The organism is Rufibacter aurantiacus (genome assembly GCF_017916345.1).
Classification (GTDB): Bacteria; Bacteroidota; Bacteroidia; order Cytophagales; family Hymenobacteraceae; genus Nibribacter; species Nibribacter roseolus.
Genome location: NZ_JAFMSV010000002.1, coordinates 58,551 through 81,695 on the forward strand (window position 1 = coordinate 58,551; position 23,145 = coordinate 81,695).

Annotated in this window: 16 protein-coding genes; 11 read left to right on the top strand and 5 right to left on the bottom strand. The window is 51.7% G+C overall.

Annotated features, from left to right (window positions below):
• Positions 1-109: 109 nt before the first annotated feature.
• A complete protein-coding gene (locus tag J3P34_RS05765) occupies positions 110-2,653 on the bottom strand; it encodes a M14 family metallopeptidase (protein WP_210486986.1) in 2,544 nt (847 codons plus the stop codon).
• Positions 2,654-3,050: 397 nt separating this feature from the next.
• Between J3P34_RS05765 and J3P34_RS05770 the strand changes: the two genes are divergently transcribed.
• From J3P34_RS05770 to J3P34_RS05805, 8 genes are all read left to right on the top strand, one after another.
• Entirely contained in the window at positions 3,051-3,878 is an 828-nt protein-coding gene (locus tag J3P34_RS05770) for a hypothetical protein (RefSeq protein WP_210486988.1), read from the top strand.
• 205 nt (positions 3,879-4,083) lie between these two features.
• On the top strand, positions 4,084-5,958 hold the full coding sequence (locus tag J3P34_RS05775; RefSeq protein ID WP_210486990.1) for a CocE/NonD family hydrolase: 1,875 nt from the start codon (positions 4,084-4,086) through the stop codon (positions 5,956-5,958).
• A 244-nt stretch (positions 5,959-6,202) separates the two neighbouring features.
• Positions 6,203-6,946 carry a hypothetical protein gene (locus J3P34_RS05780; protein WP_210486993.1) on the top strand — a complete coding sequence of 248 codons (744 nt, stop codon included), beginning with the start codon at positions 6,203-6,205 and terminating at the stop codon, positions 6,944-6,946.
• 388 nt (positions 6,947-7,334) lie between these two features.
• A complete protein-coding gene (locus tag J3P34_RS05785) occupies positions 7,335-7,838 on the top strand; it encodes a hypothetical protein (RefSeq protein WP_210486995.1) in 504 nt (167 codons plus the stop codon).
• Between the two features lie 100 nt (positions 7,839-7,938).
• Positions 7,939-8,865, top strand: coding sequence for a hypothetical protein (locus J3P34_RS05790; RefSeq protein ID WP_210486997.1), 927 nt, complete (start codon positions 7,939-7,941; stop codon positions 8,863-8,865).
• Between the two features lie 21 nt (positions 8,866-8,886).
• Positions 8,887-9,561, top strand: a complete 675-nt coding sequence (locus tag J3P34_RS05795; protein WP_210486999.1) for a response regulator transcription factor — start codon at positions 8,887-8,889, stop codon at positions 9,559-9,561.
• 319 nt (positions 9,562-9,880) lie between these two features.
• Positions 9,881-11,197 carry a sensor histidine kinase gene (locus tag J3P34_RS05800; RefSeq protein ID WP_210487001.1) on the top strand — a complete coding sequence of 439 codons (1,317 nt, stop codon included), beginning with the start codon at positions 9,881-9,883 and terminating at the stop codon, positions 11,195-11,197.
• A gap of 114 nt (positions 11,198-11,311) precedes the next feature.
• Positions 11,312-12,175, top strand: coding sequence for an NAD(P)-dependent oxidoreductase (locus J3P34_RS05805; protein ID WP_210487003.1), 864 nt, complete (start codon positions 11,312-11,314; stop codon positions 12,173-12,175).
• Between the two features lie 54 nt (positions 12,176-12,229).
• Here J3P34_RS05805 and J3P34_RS05810 read toward each other — a convergent pair whose 3' ends face one another.
• A complete protein-coding gene (locus J3P34_RS05810) occupies positions 12,230-13,510 on the bottom strand; it encodes an aspartyl protease family protein (RefSeq protein ID WP_210487005.1) in 1,281 nt (426 codons plus the stop codon).
• A gap of 377 nt (positions 13,511-13,887) precedes the next feature.
• Between J3P34_RS05810 and J3P34_RS05815 the strand changes: the two genes are divergently transcribed.
• The 3 genes from J3P34_RS05815 (at position 13,888) to J3P34_RS05825 (ending at position 16,434) form a co-directional block, all read left to right on the top strand.
• Positions 13,888-14,385 (top strand): hypothetical protein, encoded by a 498-nt coding sequence (locus tag J3P34_RS05815; protein WP_210487007.1) that lies wholly within the window; start codon positions 13,888-13,890, stop codon positions 14,383-14,385.
• 35 nt (positions 14,386-14,420) lie between these two features.
• Complete coding sequence (locus J3P34_RS05820) at positions 14,421-14,840, top strand: DUF2721 domain-containing protein (protein ID WP_210487009.1); 420 nt, start codon at positions 14,421-14,423, stop codon at positions 14,838-14,840.
• A 361-nt stretch (positions 14,841-15,201) separates the two neighbouring features.
• Complete coding sequence (locus J3P34_RS05825; RefSeq protein WP_210487011.1) at positions 15,202-16,434, top strand: S-adenosylmethionine:tRNA ribosyltransferase-isomerase; 1,233 nt, start codon at positions 15,202-15,204, stop codon at positions 16,432-16,434.
• Between the two features lie 326 nt (positions 16,435-16,760).
• Here J3P34_RS05825 and J3P34_RS05830 read toward each other — a convergent pair whose 3' ends face one another.
• The 3 genes from J3P34_RS05830 to J3P34_RS05840 all read right to left on the bottom strand — a co-directional run bounded on the left by J3P34_RS05830 (position 16,761) and on the right by J3P34_RS05840 (position 23,122).
• Positions 16,761-18,086: a RagB/SusD family nutrient uptake outer membrane protein gene (locus J3P34_RS05830; protein ID WP_210487013.1), complete on the bottom strand. Its 1,326-nt coding sequence runs from the start codon at positions 18,084-18,086 to the stop codon at positions 16,761-16,763.
• 42 nt (positions 18,087-18,128) lie between these two features.
• A complete protein-coding gene (locus J3P34_RS05835) occupies positions 18,129-21,194 on the bottom strand; it encodes a SusC/RagA family TonB-linked outer membrane protein (protein ID WP_210487015.1) in 3,066 nt (1,021 codons plus the stop codon).
• A 509-nt stretch (positions 21,195-21,703) separates the two neighbouring features.
• Positions 21,704-23,122 carry a RagB/SusD family nutrient uptake outer membrane protein gene (locus J3P34_RS05840; protein ID WP_210487017.1) on the bottom strand — a complete coding sequence of 473 codons (1,419 nt, stop codon included), beginning with the start codon at positions 23,120-23,122 and terminating at the stop codon, positions 21,704-21,706.
• Positions 23,123-23,145 lie beyond the last annotated feature (23 nt).

Sequence of the window (23,145 nt, forward strand, 5' to 3'; positions counted from 1 at the left end):
AATCGGTTCCAATGTTCTTGTTTACAGCGCATTTTTAACTAAAAGGCCTGTAAACCGCAACGCCCGCTATAAGCGGGCGTTGCGGTTTACGATCTGAAAGGTTGTTGGATTACTGTCCTACCAAAAAGACCGCGTTCCCGAAGAGCAGTTTACCGCCCTGCCAGAAGGCTCTGAACAACGGGTTGTCTACCAAATACACCACATTGCCTCGACCCAGGTCCTGCACACCCAGCACCAGGCCGTTCTGCAGGTTGCTACCGGCTTTAGAGCCCACAAAACCGGTGGCCGGCGCTTCTTTTTTCACCACCCCTACGTTCCAGGCATCTTTCATGAACTGGGGCAGCGTGTTGGTTCTGATCAAAGCCGGATAAGTCGTGCTATACCCGAAGGCCAGCGGATGGGTGTTGTCCAGGTTGATTCTGAATACACTGCCCTGCACCTCCTCAGAGATGGACTCGCGCTCGCGGTTGGCGTATTTCTTCAGGTCTGCCTCGGTGGCGCCTTTCTTAGCATTGGTGGTATCAGCGGCTTTTTTCTTTACCGCGAAATCTGGTTTATCTGACAGAAAGGTCACGGCACTTTCCATGGCGATGAGCTTGCCGCCGGCGCGTACCCAGTCTTTCACTTTGGTCAGGTTCCGTTCATCCAGGATGCGGCCGTAGGAGCCGGTAGGCAGGATAAGCACATCAAACTCATGCAGCGGCACGTTGGCGAAATAATCGGCGCCCAGCACCGTTACGGGGTAACCTATCTGCTGCTCAAAGTAATGCCAGATCTCTCCGAAACCGTACGGAGACACGCCTTCACCGGTCATCAAAGCCACGCGGGGCGCCTTCACGTACCGGATGTTGCGCGACCCGAAATCCGAGCCCGAACTCACAAACCCTGAGGTGGTAGACGCCAGCTTCACACCCAATGAATCTGCGGCACGGGTCACAATCTGGTCAAACCTGGCGCCCAGGCTCTCGTTGCCGGTGCGGGTAATGATGAGCGTACCAGGTGCGTATGTCACTTTATTCTGCTCAAAAGGCACCTCTGAGTAACGCACCCGCACTTTGGACTTGAGTAATGAAGCCAGGAATTTCAGATCCTGCACCCCGTTCCAGCGCGCGATGTACGCGTAAGCAGCAGGCGCGGCGGTATTGGTGGTAGCAGCGGCGGCTGGTTTGGCCTCGTTCATGGAAATACGTCCCGTAAACGCGGCGCCTTTCAGGCCGTAGGCGTAAGGCAGAGACCAGGCGGTAATGTCATAGGTCACGGAGTCTTCCAGGCGGGCCGATGGCTCAAACAACACGTTCAGCAGGGTGGACTTGGGCTGATAAGCACTGATCACCAGGTCACCGCTCTCATATTTCACCGATTCTGTTTTGCCAGACCCGTAGTTGAACCCTTTGCTGCTGCCGCCAGCCTTGGCGTAGCCGTAGCGGATCTGCTGACGGTCCAGGTACTCGGTCAGGTCCTTGATGCGGCCTTCCTCGCCTTTCACCTTGAACACGTAGCTGCGGTACTGGCCGTAAGGCTTATCCAGAGCATCGGAGTAGAATCTCTTGAACTCCTTGATCACCTGGTCAGACTTGTCAGAAATAGCTTCCACGGTGGCCAAGCTGGCGGCGTGGTGGTGGGCAATACGCTGGGCCAAAGTAAGGCTGTCTCCGTCTGATTTCTGGATCACCACTCCCGCGCGGCCAGATCCACCCTGCTCATAGGTCATGGCAATAGCGCCTTGGTAGGTAGGCCAGGTATCGCCGTAGCTGGGGTAGAAGAGGTCAAAGTTCTCGCGGGTGAAGTACAGCCAGTTGTTCTTGTCAAAGTACTTGCGGTTGTAATCGCCAATAATACCCTGGAACTCGCGCTGCCAGGGGGTGATGGCATCGTGGTAAGGCTTGGCTGAGGGCGCGAAGTAATAAGGGTTGTCTACGCCCTGCTCGTGGAAATCGGCGTGGAGCTGGGGCATCCATTGGTTGTACACCACGGCGCGCTGCTTAGACTCGGTCTGCGTTTGCCAGGCCCAGTCGCGGTTCAGGTCAAAGTAATAGTGGTTAGGGCGTCCGCCCGGCCAGGGCTCGTTGTGTTCCCAGGCCCACGGCGAGGCGTTGGGTTGCTGGTTCCGGGCCCGGTTGTACCACTGGGTGTAGCGCTCACGGCCATCAGGGTTCACGCAGGGATCAATCATCACCACGGTGTTCTCCAGCCACTTCTGAGTCTGTGCGTTGTTAGGGTCCAGCAGATCATACAAAACCTGCAGCACGGCCTCAGAAGAAACAGACTCATTGCCGTGGATGTTGTAGCTGAGCCACACAATGGCTGGTTGCTTGCCGCTTGTAGGCTTGCCGCTCATCAGGCCGGTGTTCTTGAGGTTATTCGTTCTGATTTCCTCCAGGCGTTGCATGTTGGCCGGTGAGGAAATGGTGGCTAGCAGCAGGGGCCGTTTCTCATAGGTCTGGCCGTAGGTCTGCAGCTGCATCTTGGTGGGGTTCTGGCCCGCCAGGTAGCGCACATAATCCACAAGGCGACCGTGGTAGGTAAACTGGTCACCCAACCGGTAACCCAGGAATTGCTCAGGAGTCTGCAACGCAGTCTGGGCCTGGGCCACAGACATCCCGCTCAGCAGCATTGCCCAGCAGAGGGCAAGCTTAGCGTAAAATTTCAACATATTGTTTGGCTTGGTAAACACTTAACACGGGAGTTAAGCAAGTTCCAAAGTTTAAAAAAAATGCTGAAAGATTACGTCAAACAATTGGCGTTTTAAGCAGGATTTTCAGGAAACAGCCTCAAAACAAACCTACCCATCATTTTCAAAAACTACTTTCTTTCGCCGGTGAACGATGCTGCAGCTTTATTTCCAGGATTCTTCTTAAGTCTCTTATAATGTGCCGGTTGCTTTTCAGTCCCGTTTAGATGGATGTAGCTACAGATAAATATAAATAAAAAATGTTGCGGTAGGATTAGGGGTAAACCCCGGGGACTGTGTCTATACTCTTGGAAATGCATTAAAGCGCTTTGCATCCTTTGTTAAACCATCCATCCCTCACATTCAATTTAACGAGAAAATGAAATTCCCTAAATTACTACCAGTTCTGTTCGCTGCCTCTTTATTCATCATGGGTTCCTGTACCGATGACGAAGAAACAAGTCCCATTGATAACATCAAGGCCTGTAAAGCCGTGAAGATCACCGATGAAGACGGTGTCACCTCGGTCACTTATGCCAATGACAAGATTTCTTCCTTCACCAATGGTGAGTTTGGCTCTGTAAACGTACAGTACCATTCTTCTGGCAGCAAAGCCGGCAAACCCTCCAAAATGGTATTTATGAACGGCGACCAGGGAGACGGAAGCATGGAGTACACCTATGATGACCAGGGTAAACTGACCGGCACCATGTTGAGCGGAGAGGACATGGATGGCATGGGCATGGGCTCTGAAATTGAGTACAGCGGCAACCGCATCAGCAAAATCACCCGCTTCTTGGTGATTCCTGCCGAGGAAGGCGAAGACCCTGTTACGTTCCCCATGGGCTGGACCACTTACCAGTATGACGCCAAAGGCAACGTCTCCAAAGCCACCGAATACTATGACAATCCAGCGACCGAGGAAGATGAGTCCACTTCTCCTTCTGCCACCACTGAGTACACCTATGACGCCAAAAACAGCCCGATGGCTGCTTTCGAAGCCCTATTCATCGGTTTACCAACCTTGAACCCTCCAAGCGTGAATAACGTGATCACCGAGGTGCGCAAAGAAGGCAGCACCGTAGACAAAGACATGTCTTACACCAACACCTTCGTGTTCAACGACAACGGGTACCCTACCAAAATCACCAGGACAACCCAGAACAATGATGTAACAACCGTGAACGTTGAGTACAGCTGCCAATAAGAAAGAATATGCTTACCTGCAAAGGCCTGGGAAACCAGGCCTTTTTTTGTGCCTTTTTACAAAAACACCGCTTAAGCAGAATTCCGGGGAGAGGTCCCATCCTGTTTTAGGGTTATTCTCGGGAAAACGGCGGTAAAACAGAGGTTGTCTGCCGCGGCTGAATTCTCTAAATTGTCGGCGCCAAACTTTACGCAAAGAACAATTTATGAAACCAAACCTCTGGCAATTGCTTGTGCTGGTGCTTCTGTGGCCTGCCCTCTCCGCCTCTGCCCAAACCCTCACAGACTCCGCCTACATCCGGCAGAACTACACCAAAACGGAGCACCAGATTGCCGCGCGCGACGGCGTGAAGCTGTATACCGTGGTGTACGCGCCCAAAGATCAAAGCCAGAAATACCCCATCATGCTTAGCCGCACACCTTACTCGGTGGGGCCTTACGGACAGGACAAGTACAAAACCAGCATCGGGCCGTCACCGGACATGATGCGTGAGGGCTACATTTTCGCTTACCAGGATGTTCGCGGCAAGTACATGAGCGAGGGCGAGTTCATCAACATGAAGCCCATCATCGCCAAGAAAGGCAAGAAGGACGTGGACGAGTCTACCGATTCCTATGACGCCATTGACTGGCTCGTGAAAAACGTGCCCAACAACAACGGCCGCGTGGGCCAGTGGGGCATCTCCTACCCCGGCTACTATACCACTGTAGGCTTGCTCAGCAACCACCCCGCCCTCAAAGCCGCCTCGCCGCAGGCCCCGGTGACCGATTGGTTCTGGGACGATTTCCACCACCATGGCGCGTTCTTTCTGCCGCACGCCTTCAACTTCTTGGCTTCCTTCGGGCAGCCGCGACCGCAGCCTTCGCCTACCGGAGCACCACGCTTCAACCACGGCACGCCAGACGGCTACGATTTCTTTCTGCGCATGGGCGCCTTGCCCAACGCCAACAGCCAATACCTTAAAAACAACGTCTCCTTTTGGAACGACATCGTGCAGCACCCCAACTATGATGCATTCTGGCAAGCCATGAACATCAGACCGCACTTGAAAAACATTAAGCCTGCGGTGATGGTAGTGGGTGGCTGGTTTGATGCCGAGAACCTTTTCGGGGCGTTGGAGACCTATAAGACCATTGAGAAGAACAACCCCGGCACCTACAACACCCTGGTGATGGGGCCGTGGTTCCACGGCGGCTGGTCCCGCTCAACCGGCGAGCACCTGGGCAAAGTCTCCTTCCGCCAGAATACTTCTGAGTTCTACCGCCCGAACATCGAGGCTAAATTCTTCCGCCATTATTTAAAGGAGAACGGCAAAGGCAAACCCGCCCTACCCGAGGCGTATATGTTCAACACTGGCGCAAATCAGTGGCGCGAGTTTGCCGCCTGGCCACCCAAAAACACGCAGGAGCGCATGCTGTACTTCGGGGAAAACGGCAAATTGAGCTTTGAGAAACCAGCCGCCGCCGGCGCGAGCTTTGACGAGTTCATCAGTGACCCCAATAAACCCGTGCCGTTCTCTGAGGAGACCACCACCGGCATGACCCGCGAGTACATGACCGATGACCAGCGTTTCGCCAGTCGCCGCCCCGATGTGTTAACCTACCAGACCGATGTTCTAACCGAAGACATCACCCTGGCTGGCGAGATCCTGTCGGCGCTCAACGTCTCCACCACCGGCACCGATGCCGACTTGGTGGTGAAACTGATTGACGTGTACCCAGATACTGCGCGCGAGAATGCGCATAACCCAGCCTCGGTGAAAATGGGTGGTTACCAGCAGATGGTCCGCAGCGAGGTGCTGCGCGGCCGTTTCAGAAACAGCTATGAGAAACCGGAGCCTTTCACCGCCAACCAGGTAACCGCTGTGAACGTGCCCCTGCAGGATGTGCTCCACACCTTCAAGAAAGGCCACCGCATCATGGTGCAGGTGCAGAGTACCTGGTTCCCGCTCGTAGATCGCAATCCGCAGAAGTATGTACCTAATATATATGAGGCCAAGGCCGAGGATTTCCAGAAGGCCACGCACCGCGTGTACCATAATGCCCAGCAACCCTCTTATCTAAAGGTGAAGATTCTGTAGTTTTTCTTCATCTTCTGCCTCTTTCAAATAAAAAGGCCGCTCTTCCAGAAAAGAGCGGCCTTTTTATTTTCGGGTGAAAACCCGCAAAACAGCTTTAAAACGGCCTTTTTCCTGCATCAGAAAAAAAATTTTAAAAAAATTCTTCATGAAGGCCATTCTTCATCTTCTCTTCATCTTGACAAAGTAGTTTTGACTCATTAATCATTTAAAACGATCCAAAAACGAACCTAAACGATCCATCAACATGAAAAAGCTAACCTTCTTTGTCGCCTCTTTATTGATTGCCGGTACTTCTTTCGCACAGACCACCACCACTGCCACTGGTACCGGGCAAACCACCACTAAAACAACCCACGGCACCACCGTAAGCACCACGGCCAAAGCCGATGTTTCCGGTACCGTCACCACCGATGCCGCCGCCAAGGGACAAGCTGTTAGCGAGGTGGCCAAGTCAAAAGCCAAGGCAAAAAAAGATGAGACCTCAAATGAAGTAAAAGAGTCGGCCAAAACCGGCAAAGAAAAAACCAAAGCCAAACAGGAAGAACTAAAGGCCAAGCACGAGGAAGCCAAGGCGAAGAAAGAAGAAAGCCTTGATGCAGCTGCGCAAGCCCGTGCCGAGCTGAAAGCCAAAGCCAAGGCCCAGAGAGAAGAGCAGGAAGAAGCTGCGGCCCAGACCAACGCTGACCTGAAAGTAAAAGCCAAAACCGATGTTGAGGTAGCCAAGCAGGAAGGCGAAAACCATGGTGAGGCGGTGAGCACCGTTGCCAAGGGAACCCTGGAAACCGGCAAAGAAAAAGGCCAGGCGGTGAAAGCTGCTGCCTCTGAGAAACGCCAGAGAGCCGGCAGAATCCAAACCGAGACTGGATTGGGCACCAAAGTGAATGCTGGCAGCGCCAGCCGTGCCAAAGTAAACACCGGCCTTTCTACCAAAGGCGTGCGCCCCGTGAAAGTGAACGCCGGCGCCAACCTGAAAATTGGTTCTAAATAATCTTAACCTAACTCAGCTGCCTTTGCCCCGGCAGAGGCAGCTGAAATTTCTTCCTCAACCCCTAACACACCAACACAATGAAACTATTCATCAGCATCTGCTTCGTAATGAATTGGCTTCTGGCCAACTCCGCTCCGGCGTATGGTACCCATGTGCAACGGTTTCCGAGCGCCACCCTATCTAAGTAGTACCTAAGCCTCAATAGGTTTAGTTTCAAAGAGGAAAACAGCGCTGCCGTTTTGGCCTCTTTTTTGCAAAACTCCTCCAGAATCATTTTAAAGAATTGATTGTCTACTTAAAAGATGAACAGAATCTGAAATATTCACCCTCGCTTCATCTTTCCATAGTAGCTTTGAAGTATATAGTTATTAGCATGCGTCCCACTTTTATGAAACTTTCCTTTTTAATAGCAGCGGCGGCTCTTTGCACCGGTACTGCATTTGCGCAACCCACCGTTGTGGGCAACGAACCGGCCGGTAAACCAGATGCAACCGCTATGGCCAAAGCCGAGGTAACCTCCGCGGAGGCCTTGGATATAGCTCCTGCGGTAGATGCACCGGCTGCCCCGGAGAACAGTATGCTTTTGCAGCAGGAAAAGCCCCGCAAAGCCGATAAGAAGAAAGGCAAAGACCAGCCCCAAGAGGAACAGCAAGTGAAAGAGGTAGCCACGGCCAAACGCCAGGGCAAACCCGAGAAAGTTTCTGGCGACGTAGATGAACTGGTTTCCCGCGGTTCCGCGGCGCGTCCGCAAAGCGCGGCCCGGCCCGGCCGAGGGGTCAATGCCGGCAACACCGTGAAAGCGGTAGGCAACGCGGCTAAAGCAGCCAAATCTGCCAAGCCGGTGAAAGTGGGCGGTTTAGGAGTGGGCCGCATCAAAGTGGGCAAAAACTAACCCTCCTTTCCAATACGTACCTTTTTACAAATACCATTACAGCCGCTTCTCTACCGGAGCGGTTATCCTCATCTACCACCTAATTGATAGATTTACTCAGATGAAAAACCTCTTTGGATTCTGTTTCCTGTTCAGTTTCTGGCTCACCGCTCCTGCTTTAGCAGAGGAAACGTCTTCCCTGGCAGCCCCTTCCCCGGCGATGGCCCAGGACACAGCCTCTAAACACGGCTGGTGGACCGTAGGCCTGGAAACGGCCAATAATGCCTCCTTTTTCGGACGCAATACTGCACAGCAATATCCTTACGTAGCGGCATCGCTTACCTATACCCATACCTCGGGCCTGTTCATCTCCGCGATGTCTTACCAGTTGTTCAACACCGAGGACTTTATTGACGAGACCGATGTCTCTGCCGGATACAGCTTCAAAATAGGCAACCGCTTTGACGGGCTGGTGAGTTACTCGCGGTTTTTCTTCGGGCCCAACACACCTTTGGTGAAATCGGTGACCTCCAACGCAGCCACGGCCTCGGGCACGCTGGACTGGAAATACCTCCTGACCGGGGTGACTGCCAGCTATATCTTTGGTGGAAGCAGCGACCTTTTCACCGTGCTGGACAACTCACGTTATATTCCCCTGCAGAACCTCTGGAAGGGCAAAAATCCGGTGGGCATTGACCCTAAAATCAGTATTATCGCCGGTACCCAGGAGTTTGCCCAGACGCACACCGTAGAGACGCAGAACAAGAAAAAAGGCCTGGGCACCGTTTTAGACCCGTTGAACCCCATCGGCAACGGAAACGGAAAAGGTAATGGGAACGGCAACGGTGGTACTACCACTACCACCACAACTACTACCAGCACCCGGTTCAAGGTTCTGAACTATTCCATCACGGTGCCGCTGGTGTTCAGCTTGTACAACGTGGACATTGAGCCCGCGTACCGTTTCGCGCTTCCGGTGAACCGCCTGGAGGGCGATGAGTCCAAAGCACAATCTTTTGTATCGCTCAACTTAAGCTATACCTTTTAAACCGCTACCAAACCTACTCCTATGCACATCCTGATTGTAGAAGACGAGACCAGTCTGGCTACTGAACTCATGCACTTCCTGGCGCAGGAACACTATATCTGTGATTGGGCCTCCAATGGCCGGGAAGCCTCTGAGAAAATCGCGGTGAACCGCTATGATTTCATTCTACTGGACCTCGGCCTCCCCGACTACGATGGCCTGGACCTGCTCAAGGAGATCAAGGACATTGACCATGACCCGGCCATTATCATCTTAACGGCCCGCGGCGCCCTGGAAGACCGCATCAAAGGCTTGGGCCTGGGGGCCGATGATTACCTGCCCAAACCGTTCTCCCTTTTGGAACTGCAGGCCCGCATGCAGGCCGTGTTGCGCCGCAAGTTCAAGCTGAAATCGTCCTCGGTGAGTTTCCACGGGTTTGAGATTGACAGCAGCGCCCGCCGCGTCACCTTCGGGTCACAGGAAATTGTGCTGACCAAAAAGGAGTTCGATATCCTGCATTACCTGCTCCTGCACAAGAACCGCATCTTAACGCGCCTGCAGCTCACCGAGCACATCTGGGGCAACATCCTGGAAGATGACTATGACTCCAACTACATAGATGTGCATATCAAAAACCTCCGCAAAAAAATATCCGCCCACGCCACCACCGACTGGCTGGAAACCGTCCGCGGCGTAGGGTACCGGCTTACTGTTTAATGTGCTAATTTTTCAATGTGCTACTGTGCTAGTTAATGTGCTAGTGAATTACTGTGATGATGTGCTATTCAAGCTAATGTATTATTCTAAATGCTCATGTATAATTTTCTTATCTGGGAGTTGATTGAGGAAAAGGTTCGGATTTGGGTGGGCGGCCGTTTCTAACCTGTTTTGGGCAAAGCAGGCCCAAAACGCTTACCTTCCTGGTTCTTACTTTATGCCAAAAGCATCTAATATCTGCCTAAATACAAATTTCCAAATCTCCACATTCCCACATTCATTAGCACATCAGCACATTAAAAAATCAGCACATTAATCAATGCGTCTTCAATCCAAACTTGCCCTTTTCAGTGCCGCCTCTAAGATATTGATCCTGTTGTTGCTGGTGTTGGGTCTGCCTATTCTGGTGAACAAGGTGGCTCTGCTCAACGCCGATGAGCGGCTCATGCAAAAAGAGGAAAGGATGTACCAGATCATTGAGGAACAGGGCATAGAGTCTTTCATTACCAGCGAAACGGGGGCTTATGGTAGCTATAACCTGTTCAAGGAAGAGTTTATCTCACTGGAGGAAATCTCCTCTAGTAAGGTGGTGAACAGCATTGAGAACAGCCTGCGTAAAGTAGATAACCAGGTTGTGAACTACCGGGTACTTTCTTCCACCTTTGACTTGGGCGGCAAACGGTACCTGCTTGAGATCGGGCGCTCGCTGGCTACCATCCATAACAACAGCAAAACGCTGCAGGCTTACGCGTTGTATTTTCTAGCCGCCGTCGTGGTGCTCACCGTTTTCTCTGATCTGGCTTTCAGTAAGATTCTGCTGCGCCCGCTCACGCTCATTGTGAAACGCCTCCAACGGGTGGAGCACCCAAGCACGTTCACGCCCAAAAAGCTCCAGACTTCCACCGATGACTTCCTGTACCTCAACAATACCATCAACGCCATGATGGGCCAGATTCAGGAGGCGTTTCAGAAAGAGAAGGAGTTCATCGGGAATGTCTCGCATGAGTTGCTCACGCCGGTGTCCATCCTGCAGACCCGCCTGGAGAACCTACTCGCTGATCCCGAGACCCCCGAAAGCATGCTGGAGAAGCTGGTAGACAACCTCAGAACGCTGCACCGGCTCAAGAACATCATTCAGGCGCTGCTGCTGATCTCCCGCATTGAAAACGAGCAGTACCTGCGCAACGAGGCCGTGGACATTCCGCAGTTGGCCCAAGAAGTGGCCGAGGAAATCCAGGAACGTGCTGAGGCCCGGGAGGTGAACCTGCACGTAGAGATTACCGGCGATTACACCCTCACCAAAGCGAACCAATCGCTGCTGTTTACCATGCTGTTCAACGTGGTGAACAACGCCATCAAATACAACAAACCCGAAGGCAGCATCTGCATCAAGGGTCAGCCAGCGGGGAACGGCTACGAACTTGCGGTGAAAGACACCGGCGTGGGTATCCAGGCCGAGCAGTTGCCGCACATCTTCAGCCGGTTCAAGCGCCTGCATGCCCCAGACGGCGAGAGCCATGGCCTGGGTCTTACCATCGTGAAAACCATTGCCACTTTCCACGGCATCGAGCTTTCCGTTGATTCAGTTCTGGGCGAAGGTACTACCTTCAGGTTTCAATTCTTTCGCCAAGGCTGATGCCCGTTTTCAGGCCAGTTTCTTAAAAACGCTGCCGAAACAGAGATTCACCTGTACCCCTTGCGCTGCCGGTGCGTAAATCCTTACTTTGTCTATTACCTAAAACAGAAAGACATGAACGTAGGATTTATAGGCCTGGGCATTATGGGCAGCCGCATGGCCGCCAATCTGCAGAAAGCGGGCCACAACCTGGTGGTTTACAACCGTACCGCCGAGAAAGCAAATGATTTGGTAGCTAATGGCGCCACCCTGGCCGGCAGCCCCGAGGAAGTGGGCCGGCAGTGCCGCGTGGTGTTCACCATGCTGGCTACCCCAGAATCGGTGGAAGAGGCGGCTTTGGGCCAGCACGGCTTCTTGAAAGAACTACCCGGCAACTCGCTCTGGATTGATGCCAGCACCGTGAACCCCTCCTTCAGCCTGAGAATGGCCCAGGCCGCGACCAAAATGGGCCACCGTTTTTTGGATGCACCGGTTTCCGGATCGCTGAAACCCGCCGAAATGGGTCAGTTGGTGTTCCTGGTAGGCGGCGAGGCCAATGACGTGGAAGAAGTGCGCCCTTTACTGGACACTATGGGTAAAGCGGTGCTGCACATCGGCGGACACGGGCAGGGCTCCAGCATGAAAATGGTCAACAACATGCTCTTCGGGCAGATCATGGCGGCTTTCTCTGAGGCGCTGCGCCTAGGAACCTCGCTGGGCATCACGGAGGAAATGCTGTGCCAGACATTATTGAACGGCCCTGGCGGCGCGCCTTTCCTTAAACTGAAGGAAAACAAACTCCTCACCCGCGACTTCTCCCCTGAATTCCCCTTGGAATGGATGCACAAAGACCTGCATCTGGCGGGCCTTACCGCATATGAGCAAGGCATAGCGCTGCCTACCCTAGCCACTGTCAAAGAACTGTTCGCGCAGGCCAAACAGGCTGGCCTGGCCCAAGAAGACTTCTCTGCGGTGTACCAGTTCGTCAACCCCAAATAACACCTTTCTGTTTCGGGTCTGGTTTAGCAAAATCGGGCCCGAAATAGCATTGTCTCAGATCAGATCCTGTAGCTGGATGGTAGTGTCAAAAGACTTGTACTGGCGGCTTATTCTCAGTTGCAGCCGCCGGCGCGGATAGTTCTGGAACATCTCCAGGATTTCGCCCAAGGTCTTGTCAATGCACTTCACGCCGTTGATGCTCAAAATGGCATCGCCGGGCTCCAGCCCTGCCTTTTGGGCCGGAGAGTTGGGAATCACCTGCGCGATGGTGTAAAAATTGAACCCTGGAATAGGACTGAGCAGCTCCAGGCCACTGAGGTTGTAGTAGAACGGCTTCTTGTACATATTGCTGGGCTGCAGCAGCATTCTGGAGTTCTGGTAGTCAAACACCACTTTGAACCGTTGCAGGATATCAGCGCCCAGGTTTCCGTTGCGGTTGTTGAGGCCCAGCGCATGCCGGATAGACATGGTATCGGGGAAACAGGCGGGCGGGCGGTTCAAGGTGAATTCGCCCAGTTCCAAAGTCTCCAAGCGGGCAATCTCCCCATGGATATCGCCGTTCAGTCCCCGGCCCAGGTAAGCCTCAATCCTTTTCTCCGGAATTTTCACATCGGGTAAGGTGGGCGGGTAAAGCAGCATGGAGGTGCTCATGCCGCTGTCCACAATAAGGCGCAACGCGTGTTTGGAACCATCGGGGAAGTTGGCCTGCACCTTTACGTAGGGTTTAGAGGCCTCAATCTCCAGCGGCACCACCTTGCTCTTGCTAGCCCTTTTCGCTGGGTAAGTGCCGGGTTTGAAAAGCGTCATGACCTTGTTCTCGTAGTCAATCTCCACCACAAAATCGCGGAACAGCGGGTACCCAATGATGCCGTGGATGTTCAGGCCCAACCGGGAGGAGAGATTGAAGATGTTTTCCTCCAACATGAGCACTTTCTGGTTCCTGGACTCTACTCCGGAGAAGTTGATGCTGTTCCCAGAGGACAGCATGGCGTTGATCCCCTCGCCGCTGCCCAAACCCCTTAAAAAAAGCTTTTCTACGTTGTTCAGGGTGATGGTGTCAAACTGCCCTATCTCCATGAGCAGCGTTCGGTCTACCCCCGTATCCACAATAAAATTGAGCGGGTTGGAGTTGTTGATCTTGATGGGGATAATGATGAGGTTATGTACCAGCTGAAACGGGATTCTTACCCGTTTGCGGTTATACAAAAACTTCAAGCCGTCCTCTTCGTTTTCCAATGCTTGCCCCCATAACAGCGTGGGTGACAGAAACATGGCAAAGAAGAGAACAAGGGTCAGGAGTCCTGAGAATAGCGGTTTCTGCAAAGAATTACCCATACGTGGCTTGTTCAGTCTGAGTAAGTTAAGCAAAAAAATCAGGAAAGTAAACTTCTAAGAAGCCAACGTAGTTCTACAAATCTTTATACTTTTAAGAACGCTAAAAAGTTGACCTGTAACCCTCCGGTTTTCCTTCAGTTTCTCTCCAAAAGAACATATTTCAAGCCTTTGCCCGCAGCAGAAACAGGTTAAAGAAACCTTTTCTCTTTCAAATGGTATGTTTAAAGCCCGAAGCCCGGTAAAGCAGGCGCCCCATTTCAAGGCCGATTTTAGGAAATAAGCCATAAAATGCATTGGTTCTTTTCCTAACTTGCCCCCGGTTCTGAGGAGGCCTTTGCTGGCCAGGACCCATTGACCCTAATCCAAAGTTTCTCACCATGAGCGATTCACTATACCAACAATTGCTGGACCAGGTATTTGGCCTGGAGCCCGTAGATCTTCGGACGGAAATCTCGCCTTTGTACCTAGAGCTGGAAAAAGCCCTACAGGAGGCCCGCCCCGGCAGAAAAAGCCAGGAAGAAGTGAGTTTCCGGTTTGAGCGCCTCCGGTTAGGTCTGGGAATCTCTCTGTTGCAACTGCTAACAGACCTGGGTGGCGACGATGAAAGTGCGCAGGTGCGCGACCTGCTGCAGGAAGCTTTGCTGGCTTCCACAGTAAAGGGTATTGACACCGTGGTGCAGCAGAAAAGCTACCTGTTTGAGGAGCTTTACACCGATCTCTACGTGAACGCCGACGCAGAGCATATTCTGGCCCTGTTTGAAGAAACCCTCAACGCTTCCTCCAAAGAGGAGATTGACGACTTGCTGGACAGAAGCCTGGAGATTGCCGAGGACCTTGAGTTTCAGGGCGAAGAAGACGACACCCCCGAAGAATAGGTCAACGCGAACTGGTAACCTGCTGAATAACCGCCATGGAAATCACGCTCACCACCCCTGCCCTGCTGTTTCCGGCGCTTTCGTTGCTTCTGCTGGCTTTCACCAACCGGTTTCTGTCCCTGGCCTCCCTCATCCGGAACCTGAAGTCCATCTACAAAGCCAGCCATAACCATTTGGTGTACGGTCAGATCCAGAATCTCAGAGTCAGGCTTATTCTAATCCGCAACATGCAGGCCTTTGGCATCGCCAGTATGTTTTCCTGTGTGCTGTGCATGTTCATGATCTACGCCAGTTGGCAGACCGCCGGCACCATCATCTTCGGGGTAAGCCTGATTTTGCTCATGGTGTCCATGGCCCTGTCACTGTGGGAAATCCAGATTTCGGTGAAAGCCCTGGAACTGGAACTGAGCGACCTGGAGCAGGACGAGAAAATTGCACCCAAGGGCACTGTCTAATAAGCCAGTTTTGTTTCCCCCCTGTTTTCCGGTAAACAAGCCCTAAACAGTGCTTCTTTCCGCGCCGAATCACCTTCTTTTGAAATCAGTATAGAGACTTTCCCCGGCCTTTCAGACCTCGGCTCGAAAACCTGTGGTGCCCCCTTCCATCTAAAATAGAAAAGTAGCCTTTCAGGGAAATTTATAAGCAACTCAGCTGGTCCCATCTAAATCTGGCGCTCACCTATGAGGATTGCCCGTATAATTAGGAGTATTCCGATTCAAGCCCCTTCAGAAGATTGGGGAATGCATGAATATGCTTTATAATTATTGATGCTGGGCTCTGCTTTATACCTTTGTTTTTCTTTTGTGATTGACATTCATGCCTACCCAACATCCGCGACAGATTTCCATCTCTGATTATACCTACAACCTTCCTGAGGAAAGGATTGCCCAGTTTCCGCTGGAGAACCGGGACCAATCCAAGTTGCTGCTCTACAAAAACGGACGCATCTCAGATGCCCAATTCAAAGACCTTCCCTCAGCGTTGCCTTTCAATTCCCTCCTGGTTTTCAACGATACCAAGGTGGTACAGGCACGTCTGCGGTTCCAGAAATCAACGGGCGGGATGATTGAACTGTTCTGCCTGGAACCTCTGGAGCCCGTGCGTGAGGTACAGCAGGCCATGCAGCAAACTTACTCGGTAGTATGGAAGTGCCTGGTAGGTAACAACAAACGCTGGCGCGATGGCCGCCTGGAAATGCCCTTGGGCCCCTACCCCGCCGATGGCATGCTTTGGGCCGAGCGCCTTGCCCCTGCCGAGGAAGGATTTGCCATCCATTTCACCTGGTCCCCGGGCCATAGAACCTTTGCTGAGATTCTGGCACTGGCTGGCCTGTTGCCGCTGCCTCCGTACATGAACCGCGACGCCCAGCAAACGGACCAGGAGCGTTACCAGACCGTTTACGCCTCAGAGGCCGGGGCCGTAGCCGCCCCCACTGCCGGCCTGCACTTTACCCCCGAGGTTTTGGAGCAGGTCAGCGCGAAGGGTCATCAGCAGGCCTTTGTCACTTTGCACGTAGGCGCCGGCACGTTCAAACCGGTGAAAGCCGAGCTGATGGAGTACCACTACATGCACGGGGAGCAATTATCCGTGAGCCGGGCTTTCCTGCATCAATTGCTGCACCACGGCGTTAAACCCGTCATTGCGGTAGGCACCACTTCCATGCGCACCCTGGAGAGTCTGTATTGGCTGGGTACCGGCCTTTCTTTGGGCATTCTTCCCCAGGAGAGCGACGAGTTGCTGGTGCCGCAGTGGTTCCCGTATGAAGTCCGTACCACCCTATCGGTACAGGAGGCCCTGGAGACTCTTATCCAACACCTGGACCGGCAAGGACTTTCACACCTGCAGGCCACTACCCGTATCCTAATTGCGCCGGGTTATCAGTTCAAGATCTGCACCGGCCTGGTCACCAATTTCCACCAGCCGCAAAGTACCCTCCTGCTATTGGTTTCTGCCCTGATTGGGCCATCCTGGCAAAAGGTGTACAAACATGCATTGGCCAATGGGTACCGTTTCCTCAGCTACGGAGACAGCTCACTTTTGCTGCCTTAAGCCGACGATTGGTTTTTAGCCTGTTTTTACTGAATATGGGTTTAAACGAAAGAGGCACAACCTGCCTCTGCTCCTTTGAGATTTTTAGAGTAAAAAGTAGCTACACAGCTTTCCTCCATTCTCCCTTGGCCTGTAACCTGACAGGCCAACCCGGCTTTAGCCTCATTGCAGCTAATAATTTCGGTCAGTCAGGGGACAGACTGAGGAAGAGTTTAAGCCATGCAGGCTTAGTTCACCCTTGTTTTGGGCCTATTTAATAAAAACAGGATATAAACAAAAAGAGGAGGCAAAAGCCTCCTCTTTTTGTTTATATGTATGGGGTTAGATTAGCCTCCAAGGTAACCTGGGTTCTGCGCCAGGTTCTTGTTAGCGTCTCTTTCTCTTTGCGGAATAGGGAACACCAGGTTGTTGGCGCTGTAAGGAACATCACCTACAGTTCCTTTGATGCGCTTGATATCAGCTAAAAGCTGTCCTTCAAAGATCAACTCCAGTTTACGTTCCTGCAATACCTGGGCAAGGGTCACGGTAGTCAACGGTGCCAAGCCGGCCCGGTCTCTGATAGTATTGATGTCTGCCACCGCAGATATCCCACCAATGTTAGTACCGGTTCTCAGGCTGGCCTCAGCACGGGTCAAGTACATCTCCGCTAAGCGCAGGATTGGAATTACGGCAAACTGCTCATCAAACTTATTGGTATAACCGTCTTCATAGATATTCAGGCGCTCATCTTCGGCTTCGTACTGGTCAATCAGTTGATCCTGGATTTCAATATCACCGCGTTGCAGCTGTGAATAGTAGGTGTTCAACTCATTTATCCCGTCCTGTGACGTTACCTGGATGGCGAAAATGTCTTCCGGGCTGTTTGAGGTATTATTGAAAGCCTGCCCGTAAGAATCAGCCAGTCTGAATCTGCCAGACTTGATCACTCTATCTGCGGCCTGACCAGCCTCCAGGTATTTCTCCTGCTGCAGGTACACACGGGAAAGCATACCGGCTGCCGCCCATTTGGTAGCAAAGAAGCCATTGGTTGCAGGCAGTAAAGTCTCTGCATCTGTAAGGTCTTTTACTACCTGGGCATACACCTCACCTACTGAGTTTCTGCTCACAAAAGAGTTTTCAGTGATAATGCTGGTTGGCTCCAGAATGATGGGCACCCCAGGGTTAGTGGCAGGATTTCCGTCTACATAGGCTTTACCGTAGAGTTTAACCAGTTCAAAGTACATAGAGCCTCTCAGGAATTTGGCTTCACCTTCTACCCGGCTTTTCTTGGCGGCGTCTACCTTATCAATATTAGCCAGCACACTGTTGGCAATGTTGATGACGCGGTAACTGTCCATCCAGGTATTGGCCACAAAGGAATTGTTTTCCAGAATGGCTTTCTGATAAACTTCCTCAGGCTGCGCGAACGTGCCTACGAAAGCAATATCGCCATCATTGCCCAATAGGTCTGACAAAAATTGGATATCTCCCCCGTACACATCGGCATCTCCGGCTGCGTCATAAGCACCCACAAGAGCCGCTTCCACGTCTGAGGAGGTGGCAAGGGCCTGACCGGTTTCTACTGATTGCTGCGGATCTATATCTAATTGGTCATCGCAGCTAAACAGAAGTCCGGCTAAGCCTATGATGACAGCGTATGATTTTATGTTCATTCTTTTCATGACTTGTTCTTTTACGTGATTCTGTGATACTGCTTAGAACCCGATGTTTACTCCAAAAGTGATGGTTCTTGCCTGTGGCGCACCATAGAAGTCATTACCCTGGGAGATGTTACCAGCCAGGTAATCTGTGTTAACTTCTGGGTCCCAGCCTTCATAATCTGTGAAGGTGAGCAAGTTGAGGCCAATGGCATACACGCGTACTTTCTCCAAGTGGAATTTCTGCACGAAGGAAGTAGGCAGGGTGTACCCCAAAGTCACATTCTTAAGACGCATATAGGATCCGTCTGACAGGTAACGGGAAGAGGCGTCTGTACCGTTTGCATAACCCAGGTAAGCTCTAGGCACATCGGTGATATCACCGGGTTTCTGCCATCTTCTCAATTGATCTTTGGTTTGGTTGTCATACCAGCTGGCGCTGGCGCTCATGTAAGTACCGGCACCGTTGTAGATGTCATTGCCTACCACACCTTGGAACAGAACGCTTAGGTCAAATCCTTTGAAGGAGAAGTTGTTGGTTAAACCAAGCACGAAATCCGGGTTTGGATCTCCAATTACAACTCTTTCGGCGGAGCCGTAATCACTGGTGGTTTCTCTGTTGCGGGAACCATCTGTATTAAGGGTATTCAGATAATATAAAGCATCACCGTTGTCTGGGTCTACCCCGGCATACTCAACCCCGAAGAATACGCCAATTGGCTGTCCTTCTACGGCGCGGTTCAGGTAACCACCTTCAATAATCTGGCCCTGCAGGTCTGTGATCTTATTGCGGTTTCTGGAGTAGTTAAAGTTAGTAGACCACTTGAAGTCACCTACCAGGTTGTCTGAATTCAGGCTGAACTCAAACCCTTTGTTTTGCAGTTTACCAACGTTCTTCAGCTGGGTTCTGTAACCGCTGGTGCCCGGTACGTTCACGTTCAGCAACAGGTCGTCTGTTTTCTTCACGTAGTAGTCAATCTCACCGGAAAGTCTGCCGTTCCAAAAGCCGTATTCCAAACCAACGTCTAACTGGGCAGTTTCTTCCCATTTCAGTTCAGGGTTCTCAATCTGGGTTGGGCGCTGGCCCGGAGTTCCACCGTAACCGGCATCACCTGAGTACAAGCCCAGAGAAGCAGCGTTGGCAATCTCAGCGTTACCTGTGATACCGTAGCTACCTCTCAGTTTCAGGTAGTTGATCAGGCTTGAGTTAGCTAGGAAAGACTCCTCGCTCAGAATCCAGCCTACAGAGGCAGCCGGGAAGAAACCGTATTTGCTGTCATTACCGAAACGTGATGAACCGTCAATACGGCCGCTCAAGCCCAACAGGTATCTGTCTTTGAATTTATAATTTACCCGAGTAAAGTAAGACAAGAAAGAGTAGTCTGTTCCAGAAGAATTACCTTCGGTGATGTCTGCCGCACTGGCAAGGGTCCTGTAAGCGTTACTTGGGAACTGCTGTCCTTCAATGTAGTTGGCTGTCTGGTTTGACTCCTGGTAGCTCATACCCAACACCACATCAACATTGTGGGCATCGGTGAAGCTCTTGTTGTAGTTGAAGAAGTTATTGGTGTTGTAGTTGAAAATCTGGGTCTGGGCGTTTACTCCAATCCCGTTGGGAGTACCAATGTTTCTGGCAGTTAATCTACCGTAGTAAGCATTTTCATTCTGGTTTAACAAATCCAGACCAAATTCAGATCTGAAGGTTAAGCCAGGCAGGATTTTGTAGCTGGCGTACAGGTTGGTGAAGTTCCGGAAAACGGTGGTCAGGAAGTCTGCATCTACAGCGTTGAGCAAGGGGTTATAGTATACCGGATAGTTGGTGTTAGGGCGGCCGGTTGCCGGATCAAGGGCCCCACTCACCAACCCTGTTCTTGGGTCAGTAACTGGTGTGATAGGCGGCAGCGCCACAATCTGCATAGGGGTACTGAAAGCATTGTCATTGCTTAACCGGAAGTTCTTGGTGCGGGTTAAGCTGAAATTCATGCCTATGGCTACCTTTTCATTGATCTGGTGATCCAGGTTTAAACGGCCACTTATCTTCTCAAATCTGTTGTTGATAAGAATACCATCCTGGTTGCTGTTAGACAAACCGGTGTAAAACTTGGTTTTCTCATTACCACCAGAAACGCTCACGTCAATCTGGTTCACAGAGGCATCCTGGAAAACCTCATCCTGCCAGTCTGTATTGTAAGTCAATGGATCAGCGTTACCGGCAGCATATCTTTGCAGACGGCCTTCATTGAACTCAACCCAGAACGGCTCACCTTCCCGCTCTTCTGAGTTGGCGGCTGCCTCTCTGAGAAGCTCTACATACTCACTGGAGTTCAGGAATTCACGCTTGTTTGTTGGTTTGCTAAATCCTGTGAAGTAGCTCACATTCACCTTGGTGCCACCGGTAGTTCCTTTTTTGGTAGTGATCAAAACTACCCCATTGGCAGCTCTGGATCCGTAGATGGCCGCGGCGGCGGCATCTTTCAACACTTCAATAGAAGCAATGTCATTAGGGTTCAGGTCCACCAAAGGGTTGGTGGGAGCACCACCTGCGTTAGGTACGCTGGTGGTCAAAGGAACACCATCTAACACGTAAAGGGGCTCGTTACCCGCACTTACGGAAGAAGATCCGCGCACGCGTACTTTGATACCCTGGCCTAGTTTACCATTCTGCTGCTCTACCAGCACCCCAGAGGTTCTACCCTGCAGGGCGTTCTCAAAACTTGGGGTTGGCGTTCTTTGGATATCTTCAGATTTGATAGAAGCAATAGAACCAGTCACTTCTCTTTTCTCCTGGCTACCGTACCCTACCACCACTACTTCTTCAATGGTTTTGGTGTCTTCTGCCAGTTTCACATCAATTGTAGTGCTGGTCCCAGCCGCTATTTCACGGGTGGTAAATCCAATGAAGGTAAAGACCAGGGTAGGTGAACCTGTCACGCTGATCTGGTAGCGTCCTTCAACGTCTGTACTTGCGCCTATGGTTGTCCCTTTGACAACCACGCTCACCCCGGGAAGTGCCGATCCATCTGTGGCAGAGGTCACCCTGCCGGAGATGGTTCTATTCTGCGCCATTGCACTAAAACCTAGCACATTGAGCAAAAACAAGAACAAGAGTACATGTTTTTTCATTTGGTTTTGTTTGAAAGTTTGCGAATATCCTCCCAAAGTAGAGCTTTATCAACAATATTCAAACAAACCAAAATCGTAAGCATTGACGGAAAAATTTATGAAAATAACAATACAATACTAGATCAGTAAAGATTTACCAAATGCTTTTACCCGGTTTAACAATTTATTAATGCATGGCTGGTTTTTGGTAAAATATTATCAGAAAACTTTTTTCTAGCGGTGCAAAAAAAAGTTATGTAAACCAAAGTTCCAGCCAAAAAACGAAGCGGACTTCTGCCTCATCCCTCCTTCTCTTAGCTATGATTTCTTTGCTAACCAGCCAAATCAAAACCAGGAGCCCTTCCTATTCCATAGTATAATCCTTTGATTTAGGGCCCATTTTTTGAAATTCCAATGCAAACAAAGGCAGAATAAAATTCAAGCTGGTCGCCTCCTAAAATCGTTTAGGGGCTGCTTTTGGAAAAAGCAGCCCCTAAACGGCAATCAGAATTCACTCTTGGAAAACAACCCTAGGTATAAGCCTCGTTTTGTACCAAGCTGGGGTTGGCGTTTATTTCCCGCAGGGGAATGGGCAGTACCAGTTCTCCTGCGTTATAGGGTAAATCACCCACATCCGTTCTCAGGCGTTTCAAGTCGTGGAGCAGCTGACCTTCAAAAGCCAGCTCCAGGGTCCGCTCCCGCAGGATGTCTTCCAGGGAAACTGACGTAAGTGACGGAATATCTGCCCGGCTGCGGATGGTATTGATGTCCTCCAGGGGTGTGGCGCCCAGGGCGGTACCCAGCCGCTGATTGGCCTCCGCCCTGATCAAGTACATCTCCGCCAGCCTGATAATGGGCACATTGGCCGAGTAAACGTCATATTTCCCGTTCCTGGCCACATCGTCATCATCCAAGTACAGGACCTCGGCTCGTTCGTCCCCGTCTTCAAACTCGGTTAGAAAAGAAGCAGCCACTTCAATCTCAGCGCGCTCGTTGGCAGAGTAGAAAGTTGCCAGACCTTCGTTGGACTGCCCGGCATTGCTTTGCACCGTCTGCTGAATGGCGAAGATGTCCTCTGAGGTATTCTGTGAGTTATTAAATTCTCCGGAGAAATCCTCCACCAAAGCAAAGCCCCCTTGTTCAATGACTCTATTCGCTTCTTCGGCGGCTTTGGTCAGGTAAGGCCCCTCGGCAGGGTTGCCGGGTTCCCCGGCCTGCTGCAGGTAAATTCTGGCCAGTACCGCACTGGCTGCATAGGTATTGGCTGCGGCCCCGTCTTCTTTTTGGTCATCAAGGTTGGCCCTGTCAGGCAATAAATCCCGAGCCCGGGTGAGATCCTCAATAGCCTGGGCATAGACTTCCTCCACGGTATTACGCGGCACATTGTTGGCATTGCTCAGCACAGTGGTAGGCTCTAACACAACAGGCACCCCCAACTGGGTATTCTGCTGCCCCGGCTCATACGGCAACCCGTAGAAGCGAACCAGATCAAAATACACCAGCCCCCGGATAAAGAGCGCCTCTCCCAGCACCTCATCCCTCTGGTCTTCGTCCACTACCCCTACCGCTTTGATGACGTTGTTCACCACATTGATGGCACTGTACGCCCGTATCCAGGTATTCGCCACCACGGCATTGTCTGTAGTGATTTGTTTCTGAAACAGTTGCCGGTAGGTAAGGAAAGTACCGCCCCAGATAAGGTTACCGGTACTGCCCAGCAGCTCACTCATCAGGTTCAGGTCACCGGAGTACAAAGGGCCACCCTGCAACCGTTCATACGCCCCAATCAAGGCACTCTGCACCCCTTGGGAAGTGGTAAGGGCCTGGCCGGCGTCAATGGATTGCTGGGGGTCTACTTCAAGTTCATCGTCGCAACTGCTGGTGCCCAGCAGCATGCACAGGCCTAGGGCCGGAAAGAATCTGGTGAGGATATATCTATAACTTCTCATGGCTGTAGTCATTAGGACATAAT

Coding starts and splice junctions, on each gene's coding strand:
- J3P34_RS05805 (WP_210487003.1), top strand. CDS start 11,312: ATGAACGTAGGATTTATAGGCCTGGGCATTATGGGCAGCCGCATGGCC.
- J3P34_RS05795 (WP_210486999.1), top strand. CDS start 8,887: ATGCACATCCTGATTGTAGAAGACGAGACCAGTCTGGCTACTGAACTC.
- J3P34_RS05840 (WP_210487017.1), bottom strand. CDS start 23,122: ATGAGAAGTTATAGATATATCCTCACCAGATTCTTTCCGGCCCTAGGC.
- J3P34_RS05810 (WP_210487005.1), bottom strand. CDS start 13,510: ATGGGTAATTCTTTGCAGAAACCGCTATTCTCAGGACTCCTGACCCTT.
- J3P34_RS05815 (WP_210487007.1), top strand. CDS start 13,888: ATGAGCGATTCACTATACCAACAATTGCTGGACCAGGTATTTGGCCTG.
- J3P34_RS05835 (WP_210487015.1), bottom strand. CDS start 21,194: ATGAAAAAACATGTACTCTTGTTCTTGTTTTTGCTCAATGTGCTAGGT.
- J3P34_RS05800 (WP_210487001.1), top strand. CDS start 9,881: ATGCGTCTTCAATCCAAACTTGCCCTTTTCAGTGCCGCCTCTAAGATA.
- J3P34_RS05780 (WP_210486993.1), top strand. CDS start 6,203: ATGAAAAAGCTAACCTTCTTTGTCGCCTCTTTATTGATTGCCGGTACT.
- J3P34_RS05790 (WP_210486997.1), top strand. CDS start 7,939: ATGAAAAACCTCTTTGGATTCTGTTTCCTGTTCAGTTTCTGGCTCACC.
- J3P34_RS05765 (WP_210486986.1), bottom strand. CDS start 2,653: ATGTTGAAATTTTACGCTAAGCTTGCCCTCTGCTGGGCAATGCTGCTG.
- J3P34_RS05825 (WP_210487011.1), top strand. CDS start 15,202: ATGCCTACCCAACATCCGCGACAGATTTCCATCTCTGATTATACCTAC.
- J3P34_RS05775 (WP_210486990.1), top strand. CDS start 4,084: ATGAAACCAAACCTCTGGCAATTGCTTGTGCTGGTGCTTCTGTGGCCT.
- J3P34_RS05785 (WP_210486995.1), top strand. CDS start 7,335: ATGAAACTTTCCTTTTTAATAGCAGCGGCGGCTCTTTGCACCGGTACT.
- J3P34_RS05770 (WP_210486988.1), top strand. CDS start 3,051: ATGAAATTCCCTAAATTACTACCAGTTCTGTTCGCTGCCTCTTTATTC.
- J3P34_RS05830 (WP_210487013.1), bottom strand. CDS start 18,086: ATGAACATAAAATCATACGCTGTCATCATAGGCTTAGCCGGACTTCTG.
- J3P34_RS05820 (WP_210487009.1), top strand. CDS start 14,421: ATGGAAATCACGCTCACCACCCCTGCCCTGCTGTTTCCGGCGCTTTCG.